Source organism: Acidithiobacillus sulfurivorans, from assembly GCF_018853815.1.
Lineage (GTDB): Bacteria > Pseudomonadota > Gammaproteobacteria > Acidithiobacillales > Acidithiobacillaceae > Acidithiobacillus > Acidithiobacillus sulfurivorans.
This window is the reverse complement of record NZ_JAAOMP010000016.1, coordinates 12850-29953: the sequence shown is the minus strand read 5'-3', so window position 1 is coordinate 29953 and position 17104 is coordinate 12850. Positions and strand designations below refer to the sequence as shown.

Annotated in this window: 16 protein-coding genes; 5 read left to right on the top strand and 11 right to left on the bottom strand. The window is 52.2% G+C overall.

What is annotated here, in order from left to right; all coding sequences use genetic code 11:
* Positions 1-49: 49 nt before the first annotated feature.
* The gene (locus tag HAP95_RS00845; RefSeq protein ID WP_215882565.1) at positions 50-313 is read right to left on the bottom strand and encodes a hypothetical protein; all 264 of its coding nucleotides are present in this window, start codon (positions 311-313) and stop codon (positions 50-52) included.
* Between the two features lie 106 nt (positions 314-419).
* Entirely contained in the window at positions 420-977 is a 558-nt protein-coding gene (locus HAP95_RS00840) for a mechanosensitive ion channel domain-containing protein (RefSeq protein ID WP_226832352.1), read from the bottom strand.
* Positions 978-1059: 82 nt separating this feature from the next.
* Here HAP95_RS00840 and HAP95_RS00835 point away from each other — a divergent pair, with 82 nt between their 5' ends.
* Positions 1060-1920 carry a fumarylacetoacetate hydrolase family protein gene (locus HAP95_RS00835; RefSeq protein ID WP_215882564.1) on the top strand — a complete coding sequence of 287 codons (861 nt, stop codon included), beginning with the start codon at positions 1060-1062 and terminating at the stop codon, positions 1918-1920.
* A 14-nt stretch (positions 1921-1934) separates the two neighbouring features.
* Here HAP95_RS00835 and HAP95_RS00830 read toward each other — a convergent pair whose 3' ends face one another.
* The 4 genes from HAP95_RS00830 to HAP95_RS00815 form a co-directional block, all read right to left on the bottom strand.
* Complete coding sequence (locus HAP95_RS00830) at positions 1935-2327, bottom strand: group II truncated hemoglobin (RefSeq protein ID WP_215882563.1); 393 nt, start codon at positions 2325-2327, stop codon at positions 1935-1937.
* 3 nt (positions 2328-2330) lie between these two features.
* On the bottom strand, positions 2331-4217 hold the full coding sequence (speA, locus tag HAP95_RS00825) for a biosynthetic arginine decarboxylase (protein WP_215882562.1): 1887 nt from the start codon (positions 4215-4217) through the stop codon (positions 2331-2333).
* 64 nt (positions 4218-4281) lie between these two features.
* On the bottom strand, positions 4282-5691 hold the full coding sequence (locus tag HAP95_RS00820) for a PhoH family protein (protein ID WP_215882561.1): 1410 nt from the start codon (positions 5689-5691) through the stop codon (positions 4282-4284).
* Positions 5688-6167 (bottom strand): peroxiredoxin, encoded by a 480-nt coding sequence (locus HAP95_RS00815; RefSeq protein ID WP_215882560.1) that lies wholly within the window; start codon positions 6165-6167, stop codon positions 5688-5690. The genes HAP95_RS00820 and HAP95_RS00815 overlap by 4 nt, the downstream gene beginning before the upstream one ends.
* Positions 6168-6284: 117 nt before the next feature.
* Between HAP95_RS00815 and HAP95_RS00810 the strand changes: the two genes are divergently transcribed.
* On the top strand, positions 6285-6755 hold the full coding sequence (locus tag HAP95_RS00810; protein WP_215882559.1) for a Fur family transcriptional regulator: 471 nt from the start codon (positions 6285-6287) through the stop codon (positions 6753-6755).
* 50 nt (positions 6756-6805) lie between these two features.
* Here HAP95_RS00810 and HAP95_RS00805 read toward each other — a convergent pair whose 3' ends face one another.
* On the bottom strand, positions 6806-8713 hold the full coding sequence (locus tag HAP95_RS00805) for a penicillin-binding transpeptidase domain-containing protein (protein ID WP_215882558.1): 1908 nt from the start codon (positions 8711-8713) through the stop codon (positions 6806-6808).
* A 199-nt stretch (positions 8714-8912) separates the two neighbouring features.
* On the opposite strand from HAP95_RS00805, the gene HAP95_RS00800 reads away from it, so the two are divergent.
* Positions 8913-10604, top strand: coding sequence for an ArnT family glycosyltransferase (locus tag HAP95_RS00800; RefSeq protein ID WP_215882557.1), 1692 nt, complete (start codon positions 8913-8915; stop codon positions 10602-10604).
* On the opposite strand, the gene HAP95_RS00795 is transcribed toward HAP95_RS00800, so the two are convergent.
* Genes HAP95_RS00795 through ligA form a run of 4 tightly spaced genes read right to left on the bottom strand, consistent with a single transcriptional unit; the run spans position 10555 to position 15323 of the window.
* The gene (locus tag HAP95_RS00795) at positions 10555-11952 is read right to left on the bottom strand and encodes an MFS transporter (RefSeq protein WP_215882556.1); all 1398 of its coding nucleotides are present in this window, start codon (positions 11950-11952) and stop codon (positions 10555-10557) included. The two genes, HAP95_RS00800 and HAP95_RS00795, sit on opposite strands and share 50 nt — an antisense overlap.
* A gap of 33 nt (positions 11953-11985) precedes the next feature.
* Entirely contained in the window at positions 11986-12618 is a 633-nt protein-coding gene (locus tag HAP95_RS00790) for a DUF2459 domain-containing protein (RefSeq protein WP_215882555.1), read from the bottom strand.
* Between the two features lie 52 nt (positions 12619-12670).
* A complete protein-coding gene (locus HAP95_RS00785; protein ID WP_226832350.1) occupies positions 12671-13270 on the bottom strand; it encodes an OmpA family protein in 600 nt (199 codons plus the stop codon).
* Between the two features lie 52 nt (positions 13271-13322).
* A complete protein-coding gene (gene ligA / locus HAP95_RS00780; protein ID WP_215882574.1) occupies positions 13323-15323 on the bottom strand; it encodes an NAD-dependent DNA ligase LigA in 2001 nt (666 codons plus the stop codon).
* 146 nt (positions 15324-15469) lie between these two features.
* Here ligA and HAP95_RS00775 point away from each other — a divergent pair, with 146 nt between their 5' ends.
* Both HAP95_RS00775 and HAP95_RS00770 read left to right on the top strand, forming a co-directional pair.
* Positions 15470-16144, top strand: a complete 675-nt coding sequence (locus HAP95_RS00775; RefSeq protein WP_215882554.1) for a histidinol-phosphatase — start codon at positions 15470-15472, stop codon at positions 16142-16144.
* Between the two features lie 169 nt (positions 16145-16313).
* The gene (locus HAP95_RS00770; RefSeq protein WP_215882553.1) at positions 16314-17036 is read left to right on the top strand and encodes an ABC transporter ATP-binding protein; all 723 of its coding nucleotides are present in this window, start codon (positions 16314-16316) and stop codon (positions 17034-17036) included.
* The last annotated feature ends 68 nt before the right edge of the window (positions 17037-17104 follow it).

Below are 17104 nucleotides of genomic sequence, written 5' to 3'. Positions count from 1 at the left end.
CGTCACTCCAGATCTGGTCCATCACAAGCCGCGACCAACTCGGCGTTGGTCAAGACTGCGGCGGCAATGTCCGCTTGTGCGGGATCGTCATCTCTGGAAACAGTCCGGGCATCCAGCGTGAAGCGAGCGTTGCGGGGAAGTTGAGGCGCAGCGGCGCGCGCGTGCTTCCGGCTGTGACCACGCCATGGTCGATAAGGGCGGAAACGACGCGGCGGGCCTGACGCTCGCCGGTTCCGACGATGCTGGCAGCATCGCCGCGCGGCAGCTCGCCCCGGTCCTTGGCCGCTTTTGTGTCCGCTTTCTTATTAGCCATTTCTCATTATATAACAATGTATCGGCTCTGAGAAACCCACCTGTCAGGCCGCTTTAAAGTCCGGTTCTGTGTCCGGGTAGATGGACCTTTGGAAGGCTATAGAAAATTACTCGTTTTCTACTTTTTTACCCACATCTGGTAAACGGCGGATCACGCGCTGAAAGAAAAAATTATTGGGGATGACGACCACCGCGCCATCGTCCTGTTTGAGCTCGGTAAACATCAGGTTTTCTTCAACCACTTCTCCGATGAGTGCTTCGGGGAAAATCTCAATACGCTGCCCCAGCCGTAAGGGCTGCCAGAACCAGATAAAAAAACGCGCGGTTATATTACTGACCATAGCCCACAAAGCCAGCATGCCCACACCGATTACCGCCAGCAGACTGACAAAAGTCGTCCAGATGGCGGTCACATCCACCGCCCAGACGCGCAGCACCACTACCCAAACCAGAAGCCATAAAAACCAGGTGGTTATGCGTTTAAAAACGATGCCATAACCATGCGAAATGGTGCGCCGCGATCCCAGAAAAGAAAGCAGATGATTAATGCCTTTTCCGTACCAACGCAAAATGACATAACTGCCCAGTACAATCAGTACCGTATATATAGCTCTATGCAATAGCCATTCGGGATCTACATCAATCCCGTATACTGTCATCACCATGTCCTGTCCTTGCCGGGTGTTTTATAGGCGCACCTTAGCCGAGGTGCTAGTATATGGCAACCAACAAGGCAAGGAGTAAGCATTGAAACTCAGTAAAATCAGTAGCAACAGCACCGTTGAATTGGCACTCTGGCGCGGTCGGGACTTACTGTCCCTGCGGAATATCGCTCCGCGTTTGACCCTGATGGATTTGCTCGGCGCGAGTGCCAGCCTGCGCAATGATCTGGAACAACGACTTAATCGTGCTCATGCCGAAGACCTGCTCGATCCCACGCAACTGAATTTTCTGCCCCCCTTACCCGAAAACTGCAAAATTCTCTGCGCAGGGCTGAATTACCAAAGTCATGCCACGGAAGTTTCCGCTCCGCCAGCGGAATATCCCAACTTTTTTATTCGTTACGAAGATACTCTGGTGGGACACGGCCAGGCCCTGCGTATCCCTTCCAACTCCCAGGAACTGGATTACGAAGGAGAACTCGCTGTGGTTATCGGCAAGACCTGCTTCGGGCCTATGAATGATGCACAAGCACTGGATTGCGTGTCGGGCTACACCATTTTCAACGATGCCAGCGTCAGGGATTTCCAGTTTCGTGCCAGTCAGTGGACCCTGGGCAAAAACTTCCCGGCAACGGGCGGATGCGGACCCGTGATGGTCAGTGCCGATGAACTCCCTATGGGAGCTAAAGGCCTGGCCTTGCATACGTTAATTGATGGTACGGTCATGCAGACTGGCAATACGGCCGATCTGATTTTCAACGTTGCGTCACTGATTCGTGCCCTGGCGGCAGTCACACCCTTGCGTTGTGGAGACCTGATCATTACCGGAACACCGGCTGGTGTAGGATTCACCCGCAATCCGCCGCGCTTTTTACGGGCCGGCGAACACTGCGAAATCCGTATTGAAGGCATCGGGTCGCTCATCAATCCGGTCACGGCAAATTAACCAGGCACGCAGCACTAACGATTGCGCATAAAATCTGCCGTACGCTGCAAGGCAGTCTGCAAATGCGTATACACTTCGGGTGACATTTCCTGTTCCTGCATGGAGCGCAACATGCAGGCCATCCATTGATCCCGCGCCTGGTCATCTACCGGAAAGCTGGCATGGCGAGCCCGCAGGCGAGGATGTCCAAACTTTTCGACATACAAATCCGGTCCACCCAGCCAGCCTGAAAGAAATAAAAACAGTTTTTCCTTCGATTCGGTCAGGTCGGCCGGATGCATTTCCCGCAAAGGACTCCGCCATTCGGCTTCACTGTCCATCAAGTCATAAAAACGATTGACCAATGCCCGGACCGCGCTTTCGCCGCCCAACAGGGTATAAGGAGAAGTTTCAGGTTCAAGAATCACAAATCACTCCAGATAAGTATAACCATGTAAACCATCGGCAAATTGTTGCAGGAAAAGATGCCGTTGCTCAGCATCCAGGCCTGCACATTGATCGACTTTTTTCTGATAACGCGCCAATAAATCCGGAGCAGAAAACTGCACGTAATTCAATACCGACTCTACGGTATCCCCGGCCATAGGCTGCTCCAGAAGAACCTGGCCCTGCGCATTACAAAGCACATTCACCGAATCCGTATCGCCGAAAAGATTGTGCATATCACCAAGAATTTCCTGATAGGCACCCACCATAAATATACCCAATATATAGGGCTTGTCATTTTGCACGGCATGAACCGGCAAGGCCGGCGTCAAGCCTTCTGCGGTCACGTAAGCGTCAATACGACCATCGGAATCACAGGTAATATCTTCAATCCGGGCGCGACGTTTTGGTTCTTCATGCAAACGCTGAATGGGCATGATGGGGAAAATCTGGTCTATCGCCCAGACATCCGGCAAGGATTGAAATAACGAAAAATTCACGAAATATTTATCCACAATTTTTTCGTCCAATTCATCCAGAATATCCCGATGCGCCCGATTGTGGGGGTCCAGAAAGCGGCGCACCTGCCAGATAATGCGCGCGTAAATCTCTTCCGCCTGCGCTCTTTGTTCAATGTGCAGCAGACCGAGATTAAATTGTTGATGCACTTCACCCAGCAGGTAAATAGCTTCCTGATAAACCTCCAGGGCATCTGATGACTGCGCATTTTCCAGTCGTTGGAGCAGACGTTGCCATTCCTCGGTTATTCCCTGCGCGGCTGTTGCAGACAAGGGCAGCTCTCCTGCGGCCATTTCCACATCCGTCACATTCGTCAACAAAATGGCATGGTGCGCGGTCAGAGCCCGGCCCGATTCCGAAACTACATGAGGCTCCGGCAGGTTTTCCTGGCGGGACACCTCCGCCAGGGCACTGACAATGGTATGTGCATAATCGCTGACATGATAGTTGGTCGAACAATAAGCACGCGAATGGGTTCCTTCGTAATCCACCCCCAGACCGCCGCCTACGTCGACTACTTCCAGTGCCGCGCCAAGACGCCGCAACTCGGCATAAAGTCGCGCGCACTCGCGCATACCGCCTTTAATAAACTGAATATTGGGAATTTGCGAACCCAGATGAAAATGCAGTAACTGCAAACTTTCCAGGGCGTTTTCCCGGCGTAGATGTTCAAGTAAATCGAGAATATGCGCGGTAGATAAACCAAACTTGGATTTTTCTCCACCCGTATTTTGCCATTTTCCGGCACCTGCCGAAGCCAGCCGGGCGCGAACGCCAATGCGGGGTTGCACACCAAGATCCCGGGATTCACTGAGGATGAGTGGTAATTCCGATATTTTTTCCACCACCAGATAAACCCGCAAGCCCAGCTTTTCGCCACTCAAGGCCAAACGAATATACTCGCGATCCTTATAGCCATTGCAAATGACCGTGCCGCCCACGGGCATAAGACCCAGCACGGCCAGCAATTCCGGCTTACTGCCCGCTTCAAGACCCACATTGCCTGAGCCAGCCCGCAGAATTTCTTCTACAACCCGACGCTGCTGATTGACCTTGATAGGATAAACCGGGGTATAGCCCCCCTGATATTGCGTATCCTGCATGGCGGCCGTAAAGGCTCCACGCAGTTTTTCTACCCGGTGGCCGAGAATTTGTGGAAAACGCAGCAGACAGGGCAGCCCCAGGGAATGTTCTCCTAATTCGGCGGCCACATCGGCCAGTCCAATTGCCGGACTGTCCGCACGCGCATCGGGCCGCACAAGCATTTGCCCATCTTCGGCGATGTCAAAATAACCTTCGCCCCATTGCTGCAGGTTGTACAGATGACGACTATCGGCCACCGTCCAGCTCATGCCCGCTCTCCCCCTCAAAAGCCTAGCGCAGTCTAAGGGTTCTGCAGGCCACCCGACAAGTCATCTATAGTGCCTCGTTGGCAAAATCTGCCAGTCTTGAGCGTTCTCCACGGCGCAGGGTAATGTGGCCGCTGTGTGCCCAATCCTTGAAGCGATCCACCACATAGGTCAGACCCGAGGTGGTTTCGGTCAGATAGGGCGTATCAATCTGGGCAATATTACCCAGGCAGACAATTTTGGTGCCAGGGCCCGCCCGGGTAATCAGGGTTTTCATTTCCTTGGAGGTCAGATTCTGGGCCTCGTCGATAATGACAAACTTCTCCAGAAAAGTGCGTCCCCGCATAAAGCTCATGGATTTCACGCGAATGCGTTTGTTCAGTAAGTCCTGGGTCGCACTGCGTCCCCAACTCCCGGCTTCATCGCTGCTGCGCGCCAGAATTTCCAGATTGTCTTCCAGCGCACCCATCCATGGCTGCATTTTTTCTTCTTCAGTCCCCGGCAAAAACCCGATTTCTTCGCCTACGGGTACCGTTGCCCGGGTAATGATGACTTCCGAATAGCGTTTATGTTCAAAAACCTGATCCAGAGCAGCCGCCAGGGTCAGCAGGGTTTTTCCGGTGCCGGCATGACCCAGCAGGGTGACAAAATCAATGTCCGGATCCATCAGCAGATTCAAGGCAAAATTCTGCTCAGGATTACGGGCGACAATTCCCCAAACGGCGTGACGATCATGACGATAATCCGTGATCCGCTCGATGATGGCATGGTCAGGATGCACTTCACGGACAATAGCCGCGAAATCATCAGCACCAGCCTCCCCCTGATTCAGGGCAATAAATTCATTGGCATGCCAATGCTGAATGGCTGGACCGCTGATTTTATAAAAACTGCGCCCGCTTTCCTGCCAGGCATCCAGATCGCGACTGTGCTGATCCCAGAAATTTCCACTGAGAATTACCGAACCCGTGTACAATAAGTCCGCGTCTTCCAGAGCCCGGTCATTTTCGTAGTCTTCCACGCGAATACCCAGGGTCCGGCCCTTGATGCGCAGATTGATGTCCTTGCTGACCAGAATGACATCTTTTTCAGGGTGACGATTTTGCAAGGCCAAAGTGACCGCAAGAATTTCGTTATCAGCCTTGCCACCTGCCAGATCTTCCGGCAAAGCCTGCTGGTAGGCTGCAGTCTGAAAAAATAGACGTCCCTGGGCGTAGGGTAAAGGCAAGCCCTGATCAAGATCCGCCGTATCCGTCAGTAGTTCGTCCAGCCTGCGACTGACCTGACGGACGTTACGCGCCTGCTCGCTGAGTCCTTTTTTATGCTGATCCAGCTCCTCCAGAACAATCATGGGAAGCAGAATGTCGTGTTCCTGAAAACGGAACAGCGACGCCGGATCATGCATCAGGACATTGGTATCGAGAATATAAAGACGTGGTTTTTGGGGATCCTTGGCAACAGCTTTACCGGTACTCATGGGAGTTTTTTGACAATATCAAGTATCGCCGCCGCATGACCTGCCGCTTTTACCTTGCGCTCCTCATAGGCAATTTTACCTTTCCGGTCAATAACAAAGGTGCTGCGTTCTACCCCAATGCTGACTTTGCCGTACATGTTTTTTTCCTTGAGCACGTCAAAAGCGGTGCAGAGGGCTTCGTCCGTATCTGCCAGAAGCGGGAAAGGGAAATTGAACTTGCAGGCGAATTTTTCATGGCTGGCCAGACTGTCGCGGGAAACGCCCAAAACTTCTGCGCCAGCCGCCTGAAAATCAGGATAAAGGGCCGTAAATTCCTGACCTTCAGTAGTGCAGCCAGGAGTATCATCCTTGGGATAAAAATAAAGGACGACAATTTTGCCGTGGAGATCGCGCAAACGGATTTCTGAATCCTTTCCATAAGCAGCAGCGTGAAATTGCGGGGCATCTTGACCGACGGCGATTTTTTCTGAGGACATGGAAGACTCCTGAGTGAACCTGTTGAAAATCTAGCGCGGCTGATGCCCTGATGTCCAGCCATTCCCCGGATCACGGTCGGACTTGCACCCATGCAGGGGCTGCTCTAGCATGAACCCATGAAAAATCATGCTCATGATACGCCCTCCCCCACGCACAGTGATGCAGAAGTGACTCAGCTATTGCGGGACGCAGGGCAGCGCGTCACCAAGTTACGAGTGGCTGTTTACAGGACACTTCTGGACGCTGAACAGCCCCTGAGCCATCCCGAAGTACAGCACCGACTGGAATCGAACATCGCGAGCCCGGTAGATCGGGTCAGCTTATATCGCAATCTGGAGTGGTTAGTGGATATCGGTCTTGCCCACCGTATTACCGCCGATGATCGGGTCTGGCGTTTCAGTGCCCGGCGCCTGGAACAATCCAATCAGCATCCCCATTTTCACTGTGTTTCCTGTGGGCAGGTTTTTTGTCTCCCGGAAAGCACGGTCTCCACGCCCACTCTTCCCAAGGATTATTCGGTCATCGAAATGGAACTGGTGGTGAACGGTGTCTGTGCCCATTGTGGTAAAAACAAAACCCCCCATTGAACTATTCTGGGGACACCCAAACAACATGACCGGGCCAATAGGACCGGGTCCTATGCCCCACCCCCGCCTTCACTCCAGATTTCGGCCTGAGCTCTGGAAACCAGTGGTGCTTCAAAACGGCAAATATTCTTACCCCCCTTGGGAGTGGGCACCTTGAGTAATGCGCCCGAGTCGATATCTTCTGAATTAGTCAGCTGATTAATATGCATGAGATGGGCGACAGAACTATGATATTGTTGAGCAATTTCTGCCAGATTCTGGCCCGATCTGATAGTGACGCGCATGGTCGGGCCATGATGACAGGCAGGAGCCACATCCAGCTCCTGCAAGGCATGACGCATGGTCACCCGAAATACGGGTGCCGCTTCTATGCCCCCAAAATTCCATTTGAAATGACTACCGCGCAGGGAAACGGCCATCACCAGTCGGGGATGATTGCCAGGAGCGAAGCCGACAAAGGTGGCATTGGTGGTATGTCCATAAAAGCCGCCATGGCCATTGGCCATATTGGCTGTTCCCGTCTTGCCCGCCACATGATAGCCATCAATGGCCGCCAATATGCCTGTTCCTCCCGGCTCCGCCACGCTCTGCAACCAGACCCGCAATTTTTTGGCCACCCAGGCAGGCATGATCCTTTTGGCGACCGGTGCCTGCCCCATGACCAATTCCGGACGCATATGGTACCCCCCATTGGCAAAGGCGGCATAAGCATCTGCCAATTGCAGGGTGGTGACACTAACCCCATAACCCAAGGCAATGGTGGCATGGCGAGCCAGACTCCAGCTATGCCAGTTGGGAAGTACCCCGGAAGTCGCATCTACGAAACCGAGATCGGGTTTGCGCCCGAACCCGGCACTGCGGTACATATTGTAAATAATCTGTTCCGGGGTTTTGAGTGCAATTTTGGAGGCCCCAATACAGCTGGAATATTTGAGAATATGTTCAATATTCAGGATGTGATGGCGCACATCGTCGGTGATGGCATACCCGTCTACCATCAGCGGATGAAAAACATTGAATCGGGCATCAGGCTGAACACTGTGGCTCGCCAAGGCGGCTGCTACGACAAAGGGTTTCATCACAGAACCCGGTTCAAAGGCCTGATGCACGGCATTATTGGTATAGTCGGCAGGGTCCATGCAGGAACCCTCTGCATTGGGATTGCAACTAGGCGCGCTGACCATGGCCAGAATCTGTCCGGTATGCACATTCATCACCACCGCAGACCCATCTTTGGCGTGAAAATGATGCAGTGAGCGGGTCAGGGTAATATACGCCCAATATTGAATTTGGGGATTAATGGTGAGCTGCAGGGGATGACCAAAATGCGAGAGTTTTTGCACTTTGGCCACGTGCACTATCTGGCCATGTCCATCCACCAGTGCCAATTCCTTTCCAGGATGAGCCCTGAGCCAGGTGTTGTAACCACGCTCCAAACCTGCAGAACCCTGATGGGCCTCATCCACCAACCCCAGCAGGGGGGTCGTTACCGCGCCCATAGGATAATAACTGCGGCTGGTATCCTGCACATAAATGCCCGGCACCTGCAGCTTTTGTAGGGCCGTTCCGAACTCCGGAGCAATCTGACGTTCAATATAAGCATAATCTGCTCCCCCGCTGGCCACTCGACGGGCAAAACTGGCTTCGGAGAGATGCAGGGCTTTACTGAGTGCTGCCCATTGGTCGTGGTGTTTATCCAGAATGGCAGGGTCCGCCCAGATGGTGACCGCATGCACATTCACCGCCAGAGGTTCACCATTACGGGCCGTGATGATTCCCCGACTGGCTGGCAAAGGAATAGCCCGTAAATAGCGCATCTGACCCTGCTGACGCAAAGTGGACTGGTCCAGAATCTGCAGATAAATATCGCGAATCAACATAACTGCAAAAGTCAGTAACAGGACGATGATGACCAGACGCGCCCGTCCTGCGGGCAGGAATTTTACGGGTCTATCCATTGACAATACGGTTCAATAACAACAATTAGTTCTACCTGAAAGCATTGGAGCAGTTAGTCGGTGTATAAGCTTGATATGATATGTAGACAATGCAAAAGTTCCCGGCAACCCGCTTTGCAGTAAGCCATGGAGGATCAGGACCACATTTTTGATATGATAAGCGCCGCACTGCTAACCTCCATGGAGACCGCCACTTTTTATGGCCTTCAACAAATCAATGAGTTTGACCCGTTTTTATTTTTTATGCGGCCTGCTGTTTCTGGGTGCTTTTAGCCTCTTTGCCTACCATAGTGGCAGCGGCAGCCTCTGGGATATTGATGAGCCCAATAATGCCCAGGCACTCAAGGAAATGTTTGCTCAGCATAATTTTGTGGTTCCCCTGTTCAACGGGACCCTGCGTGTTGCCAAACCCGCTCTGAATTACTGGCTCATGTGGGGTGGTGTGGAAGTGTTCGGGATGAACAGCTGGGGTTTACGTATGGGTTCGGTGTTGGTGGGAGCGCTGTTTGTCCTGTACCTGACTGTCTCGACACGCCGCCTGATAGGCAGTGGCCCCGCTTTGCTGACGGGCCTGGTGGCCGCCACTATCTTGCATAGCCAGATCATTTTTCGGGCGGCGGTACCGGACCCCTTATTGATTTTATTTGTCAGCATGAGCCTGATCAGCTATTTGCGCGCCTATCAATTCCCGGAGGCACGCAGCTTCAATATTTTACTCAGTTATGCCGCCATGGCCCTGGCCACTGTGGATGAAGGACCAATAGGCTTCCTGATTCCGGGGTTGATTATTGTGGTTTTTTTATTGTTGCGCGGTAATCTCCCCTATTTATGGAAAGAAGGGCGTCTGCAATGGGGCTTACCTTTGTTTTTACTGATCGGCCTGCCCTGGTATGTTGCCGTAGGGGTGGAAAGCCACTGGAGATGGGATCTGGGCTTTCTTTTGCGGGCCAATATCAGCCGTTACAATGCGGAAATGCAGGGGCATCAGGGGCCGTTTTTTTATTATCTGCTTACCATTCCGCTCGCCCTGCTCCCCTGGTCCATATTTCTCCCTCAGGCACTGCGGCCTCTGTGGCTCAAACGCAAGCAACTGGTCCAGCGATATCCTGTGGATACCTTTTTACTCAGCTGGTTATTGGTGTGGGTCATTTTTTTCAGTATTTCCGCCACCAAACTGCCCAATTATGTCTGGGAAGCCTATCCACCCCTGTTTATTTTTCTCGGAATACGCCTTTACCAGGCCCTATCCGGAGAAATGCCCTTTCGCCGCCGGGGATTATATGCATCCTTGTCCGTTCTTTTCAGCGTCGGTGCGGCGCTGATCTATGCCGGTGCGGTAATCGTACCGGCAAAAATCCCTCCCTTGGGCTCGCTTTATTACCTGGGATTACCCTATGCCCTGTCTGCCATCCTTGCCGCGCTTTGGGTATGGAAAGATCAGGTTGGACGCTGGTTGATCACGCTGACCGCCGGGGCCGCCGCCTTGACTTTCGCGCTTATGACCTATACCGAGCCAGCATTGAATATTTTGAAGCCTTCTTACTTCATGGGCGAAAAAATCCGTCAATACCAAGGCGACAACCCCTACAGCATTGCCGCCTGGCATTGGTTCCAGCCCAATTTTCTGTTTTATGCCGGGCGTGGCAACATGGTTTTGCATCAGCCCAGACATATGGCGGAATTACAAAACATTTTGCGCCATAACCCCAGTCCCCTTTATCTGGTCTTACCTAGTCGGGATGTTCCTGACATGCGCAGAAGCCTGCCGGATACTCTCCATATCCAAAGCATTTATGTCAGTTATGAATTATATAATCACGAAAATCTGACCTTGTTACGCATCAGCCCGCAATCTGCTGTTTCCCTTCAGCACCAGACCCCTCCGGGTTGATCTCGGAATTTGGTCCGGCGGAAGCGGAAAACGTCTGCTCTGCCAGATTTTCCTCGCCTGCTACCTGTTCCAAATTCTGGCGGGCAGGCTCAGGCAATAAAAAAGTCAGAGCCAATCCCGTCATACTGAATAAAAAAGTGAGCAGAAGGGTATTTTCTATGCCCATCGCCTGGAGCAAAATGGGAAATAAAAACACTCCAATAAATGCGCCGACCTTGGCTGTCCCTGCGGAAATACCAGCGGCTGTAGTCCGTAAATGGGCAGGATAAATTTCTGAAGCCAAAACAAAAGTAGTGGTATTTGGGCCAAATTCTGCAAAAAAATAACTGATGGCATACAAGGCAATAAACAGAGCAAATGCCCCGGCTATATCAGGAATCACGCCAATGGCGAGAAAAGCCATGCCCATACAAAAAAATCCGATCAATTGCAGACGGCGATGACCAATACGGTCCAGAGTGAATGCTGCAAGAAAATATCCCGGCACTGCAGCAATTGCAAAAACAATCCAGCTCCAGGCAATATTGGCCATCAGCCCCCCCTGTGGGGCCAGTGCATGCATAATCATGGGAGTCGAAATAGTATTCCCATAATAGGCATAATCAAAAGCAAACCAGGCCCCAGCCGTGCCCAATAAATATCGCCAATAATGTCTCAGTGGTTTTGGAGAAATAACCGATGAATCCGCGTTGTTGGGAGCTTTTGTGGCCCGATTCAGCCAACGCGGTGATTCCGGCATACTGCGTCGCATCCAGTATGCACCCAGCGCAGGAAACGCCCCCAGCCCCAGCATGATGCGCCAGGCCAGATCATGGTCAATTTGTGCGGCCAACAATGCCAGGGCAATACCAGGGCCAATTAAAACGCCCAAAGCCTGAAAGGAAAAAGTCAGACCCACCAGCAATCCGCGATTATCCCGATTGGCATATTCGCTCATGATCACTGAAGACAAGGGATAATCGCCGCCTACCCCCAGCCCCAGAATAAAACGAAAAATAATTAATGTGGTAATATCATTGGCGCAGGCAGATCCGAGTGCGCCGAGCACCATCAACAGGGCTTCGATACCGTATATTTTTCGGCGCCCATAAATATCCGCAATTCTACCAAACAGATATGCCCCAAATAGTACGGCAAGCAAAGAAATGGAGCCAATCAGGCCCATCATCAGGGCATCAGGATGCCATTCCTGACGAATCAGTGCCAAGGCGTATCCAATGATAAATAAATCGTAGGCTGCCGAAAAAAATCCCAGCCCGGCAGTTAACATGGTTTTTAAGTGAAAAAGCCCGAGAGTAGCGTCATTCAGCGCGGCAATGGACGAAACAGATGTATTTGCTGATTTCATATACCCCGACGGACGTATTTGGGCGGAACAGCGCTATTTACAGACTGGCAAAGTTTTCAGCTGGCTGAGCACCTGCCCCGCGAAAATTACCCCCGCCGGATGCACCAAATAACCCGCCGTTTTCAGAGCGGTTACAGTCCAGGTATTGCAGGTATGAAAAGCATCATACGTACCCGGCGAGGCAAAAAATTTGCTGCGAGGATAAGGCCCGGCCCCAACAACTGTCAACCCGTTTGTATGGTTTATAGTCAGAAATGCAGCTATATAATTATCCAGTCTGTGCAGATTTTCCGGGGTGACAGGTAACCATCGGACTTTAACACCCGACAGATCGCTTGCTGCACTCAGATTTTCCACGGCTCTGATCAGCATCACGCTATGAGAAGGCAACAGGGCGCTGATTCCCTCCCAGACACTGGGGTTTTCGGCCATATAGTAGCGCCGGTTACCCCATCCGAAAATCCAGTCATGAGGCTTGACCCGAAAATACTGCGGTACAAACTTTAAGTCACCCTGCATTTCATCAGCAGGAATGATCAATCCGGTATGCCAGCCTATATCAATAACTCCAATCTCAGATCTGTCGCGGGCACATGCTTCTGCTACCGTAGCCGCATGACTGGAAACTGGCGGTAGGGTTGCACAACCGGTCAGGAAGGCCATCATGCCGATCTCCAGCAAAACGGGTCGCCAAGCGCTCACGCGTCTGCCAGTACCACTAGTTGGAGTTTGGTAACATGGCATGATAGACAAAATCTACGCGCCGGTTGCGTTTCCAGCACTTGGGATCATTGGCATAACACAGCAGATTGTCCTTACCAAAGGAAACCATCTGAATTCTGCGGGCAGATACCCCATCGGCCTCCAGCAGGCGCGCCACGGATTCTGCCCGGCGATTTCCCAGAGCCAGATTGTATTCCTGGGTACCACGTTGGTCGCAGTTACCTTCCAGGCGCACGTTTACATGGGGGAATTTTAATAAAAACCGGGCATTATCCAGAGCAATATGACGGCCGTGGACATTGACCTGACTACTATTTGTAGCAAAATGAACGCGCAGATGCGTGGGTAAGGCGGCCAGTTCAGCGTCAGATAAATACTTGTTCCGCCCCCCGAGGGGACCATTAAGATCCTCACTCTGTACGCCCGGAGCCGCATAACGCTGGGTAGGTGGTTGGGGTAGAGCATGGGCAGGCACGGGTATGCGGGCGGCCGGGCGGGGTGAGACTTCCTGCGCGCATCCTGTCAAAAGCAAGGAAGCAGGCAATAACATCCATAGTATATGCATAATGGGCAGGCGGACACGGAAAAGTGGCATTTTTTCTCTCCTTATGGCAATAGCCTTGTGACCGCCGCCGCGCTGCTAAGTTTCAATCAATATGTAGGGTTTTGTATGACTCCTTCAACAGCTCCAGCAACTGCGCTTCATCCAGAACCGCAATGCCCAGCTTGGCCGCTTTCTCTGCCTTACTGCCCGCATCCGCACCCAGCACCACATAATCGGTTTTCGCAGAAACCGAACTACTGACCTTTGCTCCCGCCGACTCAATAACCGCCTTGGCTTCATCCCTGCTCATCTGTGGGAGGGTTCCCGTCAGGACAAAAATACGCCCGGCCAGAGGTCCAGAGCTTTTGGGGGTGACTTTTTCCCAGTGCAAGCCTGCAGCGCGCAATCCCGTAATCACTTCCTGATTATGGGATTGCGCAAAAAAATGCTGTACAGACTCGGCGACAATGGGCCCCACATCAGGAATATTTTGCAGTTGCTCCACATTAGCATCCATCAGTGGGTCAAGATCACCAAAATGCTCAGCCAGTGATTTGGCCGTCGTTTCACCGACCTGACGAATACCCAGGGCATACAAAAAACGCCAGAATTGCGTGTGCCGGGAAGCCGCAATTTCAGCCAGTAGATTTTGTGCGGATTTACGGGCCATACGCTCCAGACCACACAACATGTCTTCATTGAGGGAATAAATGTCGGCCACCGTTTTGACCAGTTCACGATCTACCAGTTGGGTAATCAGTTTTTCGCCCAGACCACGAATATCCATGGCTTTGCGTGAAGCGAAATGGCTGATTGCGCCCATCCTTTGCGCCGGACAATAAATACCCCCCATGCAACGATGCGCGGCTTCGTTACTGAGGCGCAACACTTCCGATCCGCAGATCGGGCAATGATCGGGCATCCGCCACGGCTGCGTATGGTCCGGTCTGGCTTCATGGATGACCATGACCACTTCAGGAATCACATCACCCGCCCGTCGCACCAACACCGTATCGCCTACTCGGATATCCTTACGATCTACTTCATCCTGATTATGCAAGCTGGCGCGACTGACAGTTACCCCACCCACCTGCACGGGACGCAACTGGGCAACGGGTGTAATTACACCTGTACGTCCCACCGAAGCCAGAATGTCCTCAACCACTGTTTTTTCCTCGTGCGCCGGGAATTTAAAGGCAATAGCCCAGCGCGGCGCGCGCGCTGTGAAGCCCAGGCGCTCCCGTTCATGCAAATCATTCACCTTGAAAACCAGGCCATCTATTTCAAAGGGCATTTGTTCACGCAAATTCTGCATTTTTAAATAATAATCCCTGCAATCATCAAGATGTTCAATCTTGTTAAGGTAAGGAGTCACTTCAAATCCCCACCCGGAAAGTTGATGTAACGCTTCAAGATGGGTTTCTGCCAAGGGCGCACTCACTTCCCCCCAGCCCCAGGGGAAAAAAGCGAGGGGCCTTTGCGCCGTGACTTGTGAATCCAGTTGCCGCAAGCTTCCCGCCGCCGCATTGCGGGGATTGGCAAACGGGTTTTCATCATTCCGTAAACGTTCATTATTTAAACGCTCAAAAGCCGCGACCGGAATGACAACCTCGCCACGAACCTCAACAATGTTCGGCCAATTCTTACCTTTTAGCTGCAAAGGCACATTGCGAATACTCCGCACATTGCTGGTGACGTCTTCTCCGGTACTGCCATCCCCACGGGTGCCTGCCTGCAGTAATTGTCCGTTTTCATAGCGGATGTTGACCGAAAGACCATCAAATTTTGGTTCCGCGCTCATGCTGACCTGGTCATGTCCCAGCCCTTTGTAGACTCTCGCCAACCAGTCTGCAAAGCCCGCATCGTCAAACACATTGTCCAAAGAGGTCATGGGCACACGATAATGTATTTCGGCAAAATGATTGAGGGGAGCTGCACCTACCCTTTGAGTCGGCGAATCGGCACTGTGCCACTGTGGATAGCGATTTTCGAGTGCCTGAAGTTCTCGCAGGAGCACGTCATATTCCGGATCGCTGAGAGTCGGCGCATCTTTCTGATAGTAGGCGGCATTAGCTTCGCTCAGTTGCGCGCGTAATTGCATCATTCGCTGCAGATCCCTGTCATTGGCTGATGCCACTCATTGCTCCTTTGCTGAAATTCAGGCGTGGGTAATTTTTGGGCGGCGTATCCCGGATGCCCTTTCTGGTATATTTTTGCAGATAATTGCACTATCAACCAGAAGGAGAATGTATGGCTTTGACCCTGTTTGACCTGGATAACACCCTGCTGACCGGTGATTCCGACCACGCCTGGATGGAGTTTTTGGGCAGTCGTGGCATTGTCGATGCGGAAGAATTCAATCACCGCAATGATCAGTTTTACGCCGATTATGTGGCCGGACGCCTGGACATCCATGCTTTTCTGGACTTTCAGCTCACGCCATTAGCCGCCCACCCCCGCGCCCAACTGGATGTCTGGCACCGTGACTATCTTCAGGAAAGGGTTTTGCCCATGATTTCCAATCGGGCACGGGCTTTGGTGGAAGATCACCGCCAGCAAGGTGATTTGCTGGTCATTATTACGGCTACCAATCGCTTCGTGACCGCACCCATCGCTACTGAATTGGGCATTGAAAACCTCCTGGCTACCGAACCCGAAGTAAACACAGACGGAGAATTTACGGGCAAAACGGTCGGCACCCCCTGCTTCCAGGCCGGCAAAATCGAACGCCTGCGTCACTGGTTGCAAGAGCAACAACTGGATTGGCAGCAAAGCTTGCAAGGCAGCACCTTTTACAGTGATTCCTACAATGACCTGCCGCTTTTGGAAACCGTCGATTTCCCCGTTGCTGTAAACCCCGATGAACGCCTGCGAGCCCATGCAGAAGCCAAAGGCTGGCCGATTCTTTCCTTGCAGGATCAGTAAACGTTCATCAAATTGTCATATTACGGTGCTAGCATTTGCCTATTATTAAACTGCTAACCGGTAAAAACCGGATCAGGAGCCGCAATGTCCTATTTCCGATCAGCGCCCCATATCGGTAACACGGGAGAATTTGCGCAATTCCCGAAGCCATTCGGGTGAGTGTACTCCTATGAATCCTTCCGGGCAGGACACAGCCTTATTACGCTGCAGAAGTATTGGCAAACTCTATGGAGAAGCACAAATACTCAGGGATGTTTCTCTGGACTTATATCCTGCGGAAATTGTGGCTTTACTGGGTCCCAATGGCGCCGGCAAAAGTACCCTGCTGACCTGTCTTGTCGGCCTCATCCTCGCCAATGATGGTGACATTGAGTTATTTGGTCAGGATATCCAGCAACTGGATACCCAAAACCGCATTCAGACTGGCTTTGTACCTCAGGAGTTCAGCGGTTTTTCCTGGATGCGGGTTAAGCAACTTCTTAAATTGATTGCGGGCTTTTATCCTGCTTCCGGTCGCCACTGGAAAAAACTCGAAGACTGGGCTGATCTGGACTCCAGCAAAAAAGTCCAGGAACTTTCGGGTGGTCAAAGACAACGCCTGGCTATTGTTCTTGCCATGCGCCATCGCCCGCGTTTACTGATCCTGGATGAACCGGTTTCGCAACTGGATCCACAGGCCCGCCAGGATTTTCTATCCCTGCTGCAGGAACACGCCCGGGAGCAGGAAGCTGCAGTACTGCTCTCATCCCACATTGTTTCCGATCTTGAACGCATTTGTTCGCGTTTTCTGGTACTCCATCACGGACGGATCATTGCAGAATGGCCCCGCGAAACCTTGCAGCCCGGAGAAGCGGAAAGCCGATTCCTGGCAATGACCAGAGACAGCAACTGATGGGCATCTGGCGCTGTCTCCACCCGCGCCTGCTGTTTCAGGAAAACCTGACCCTGATAATGGGTAGC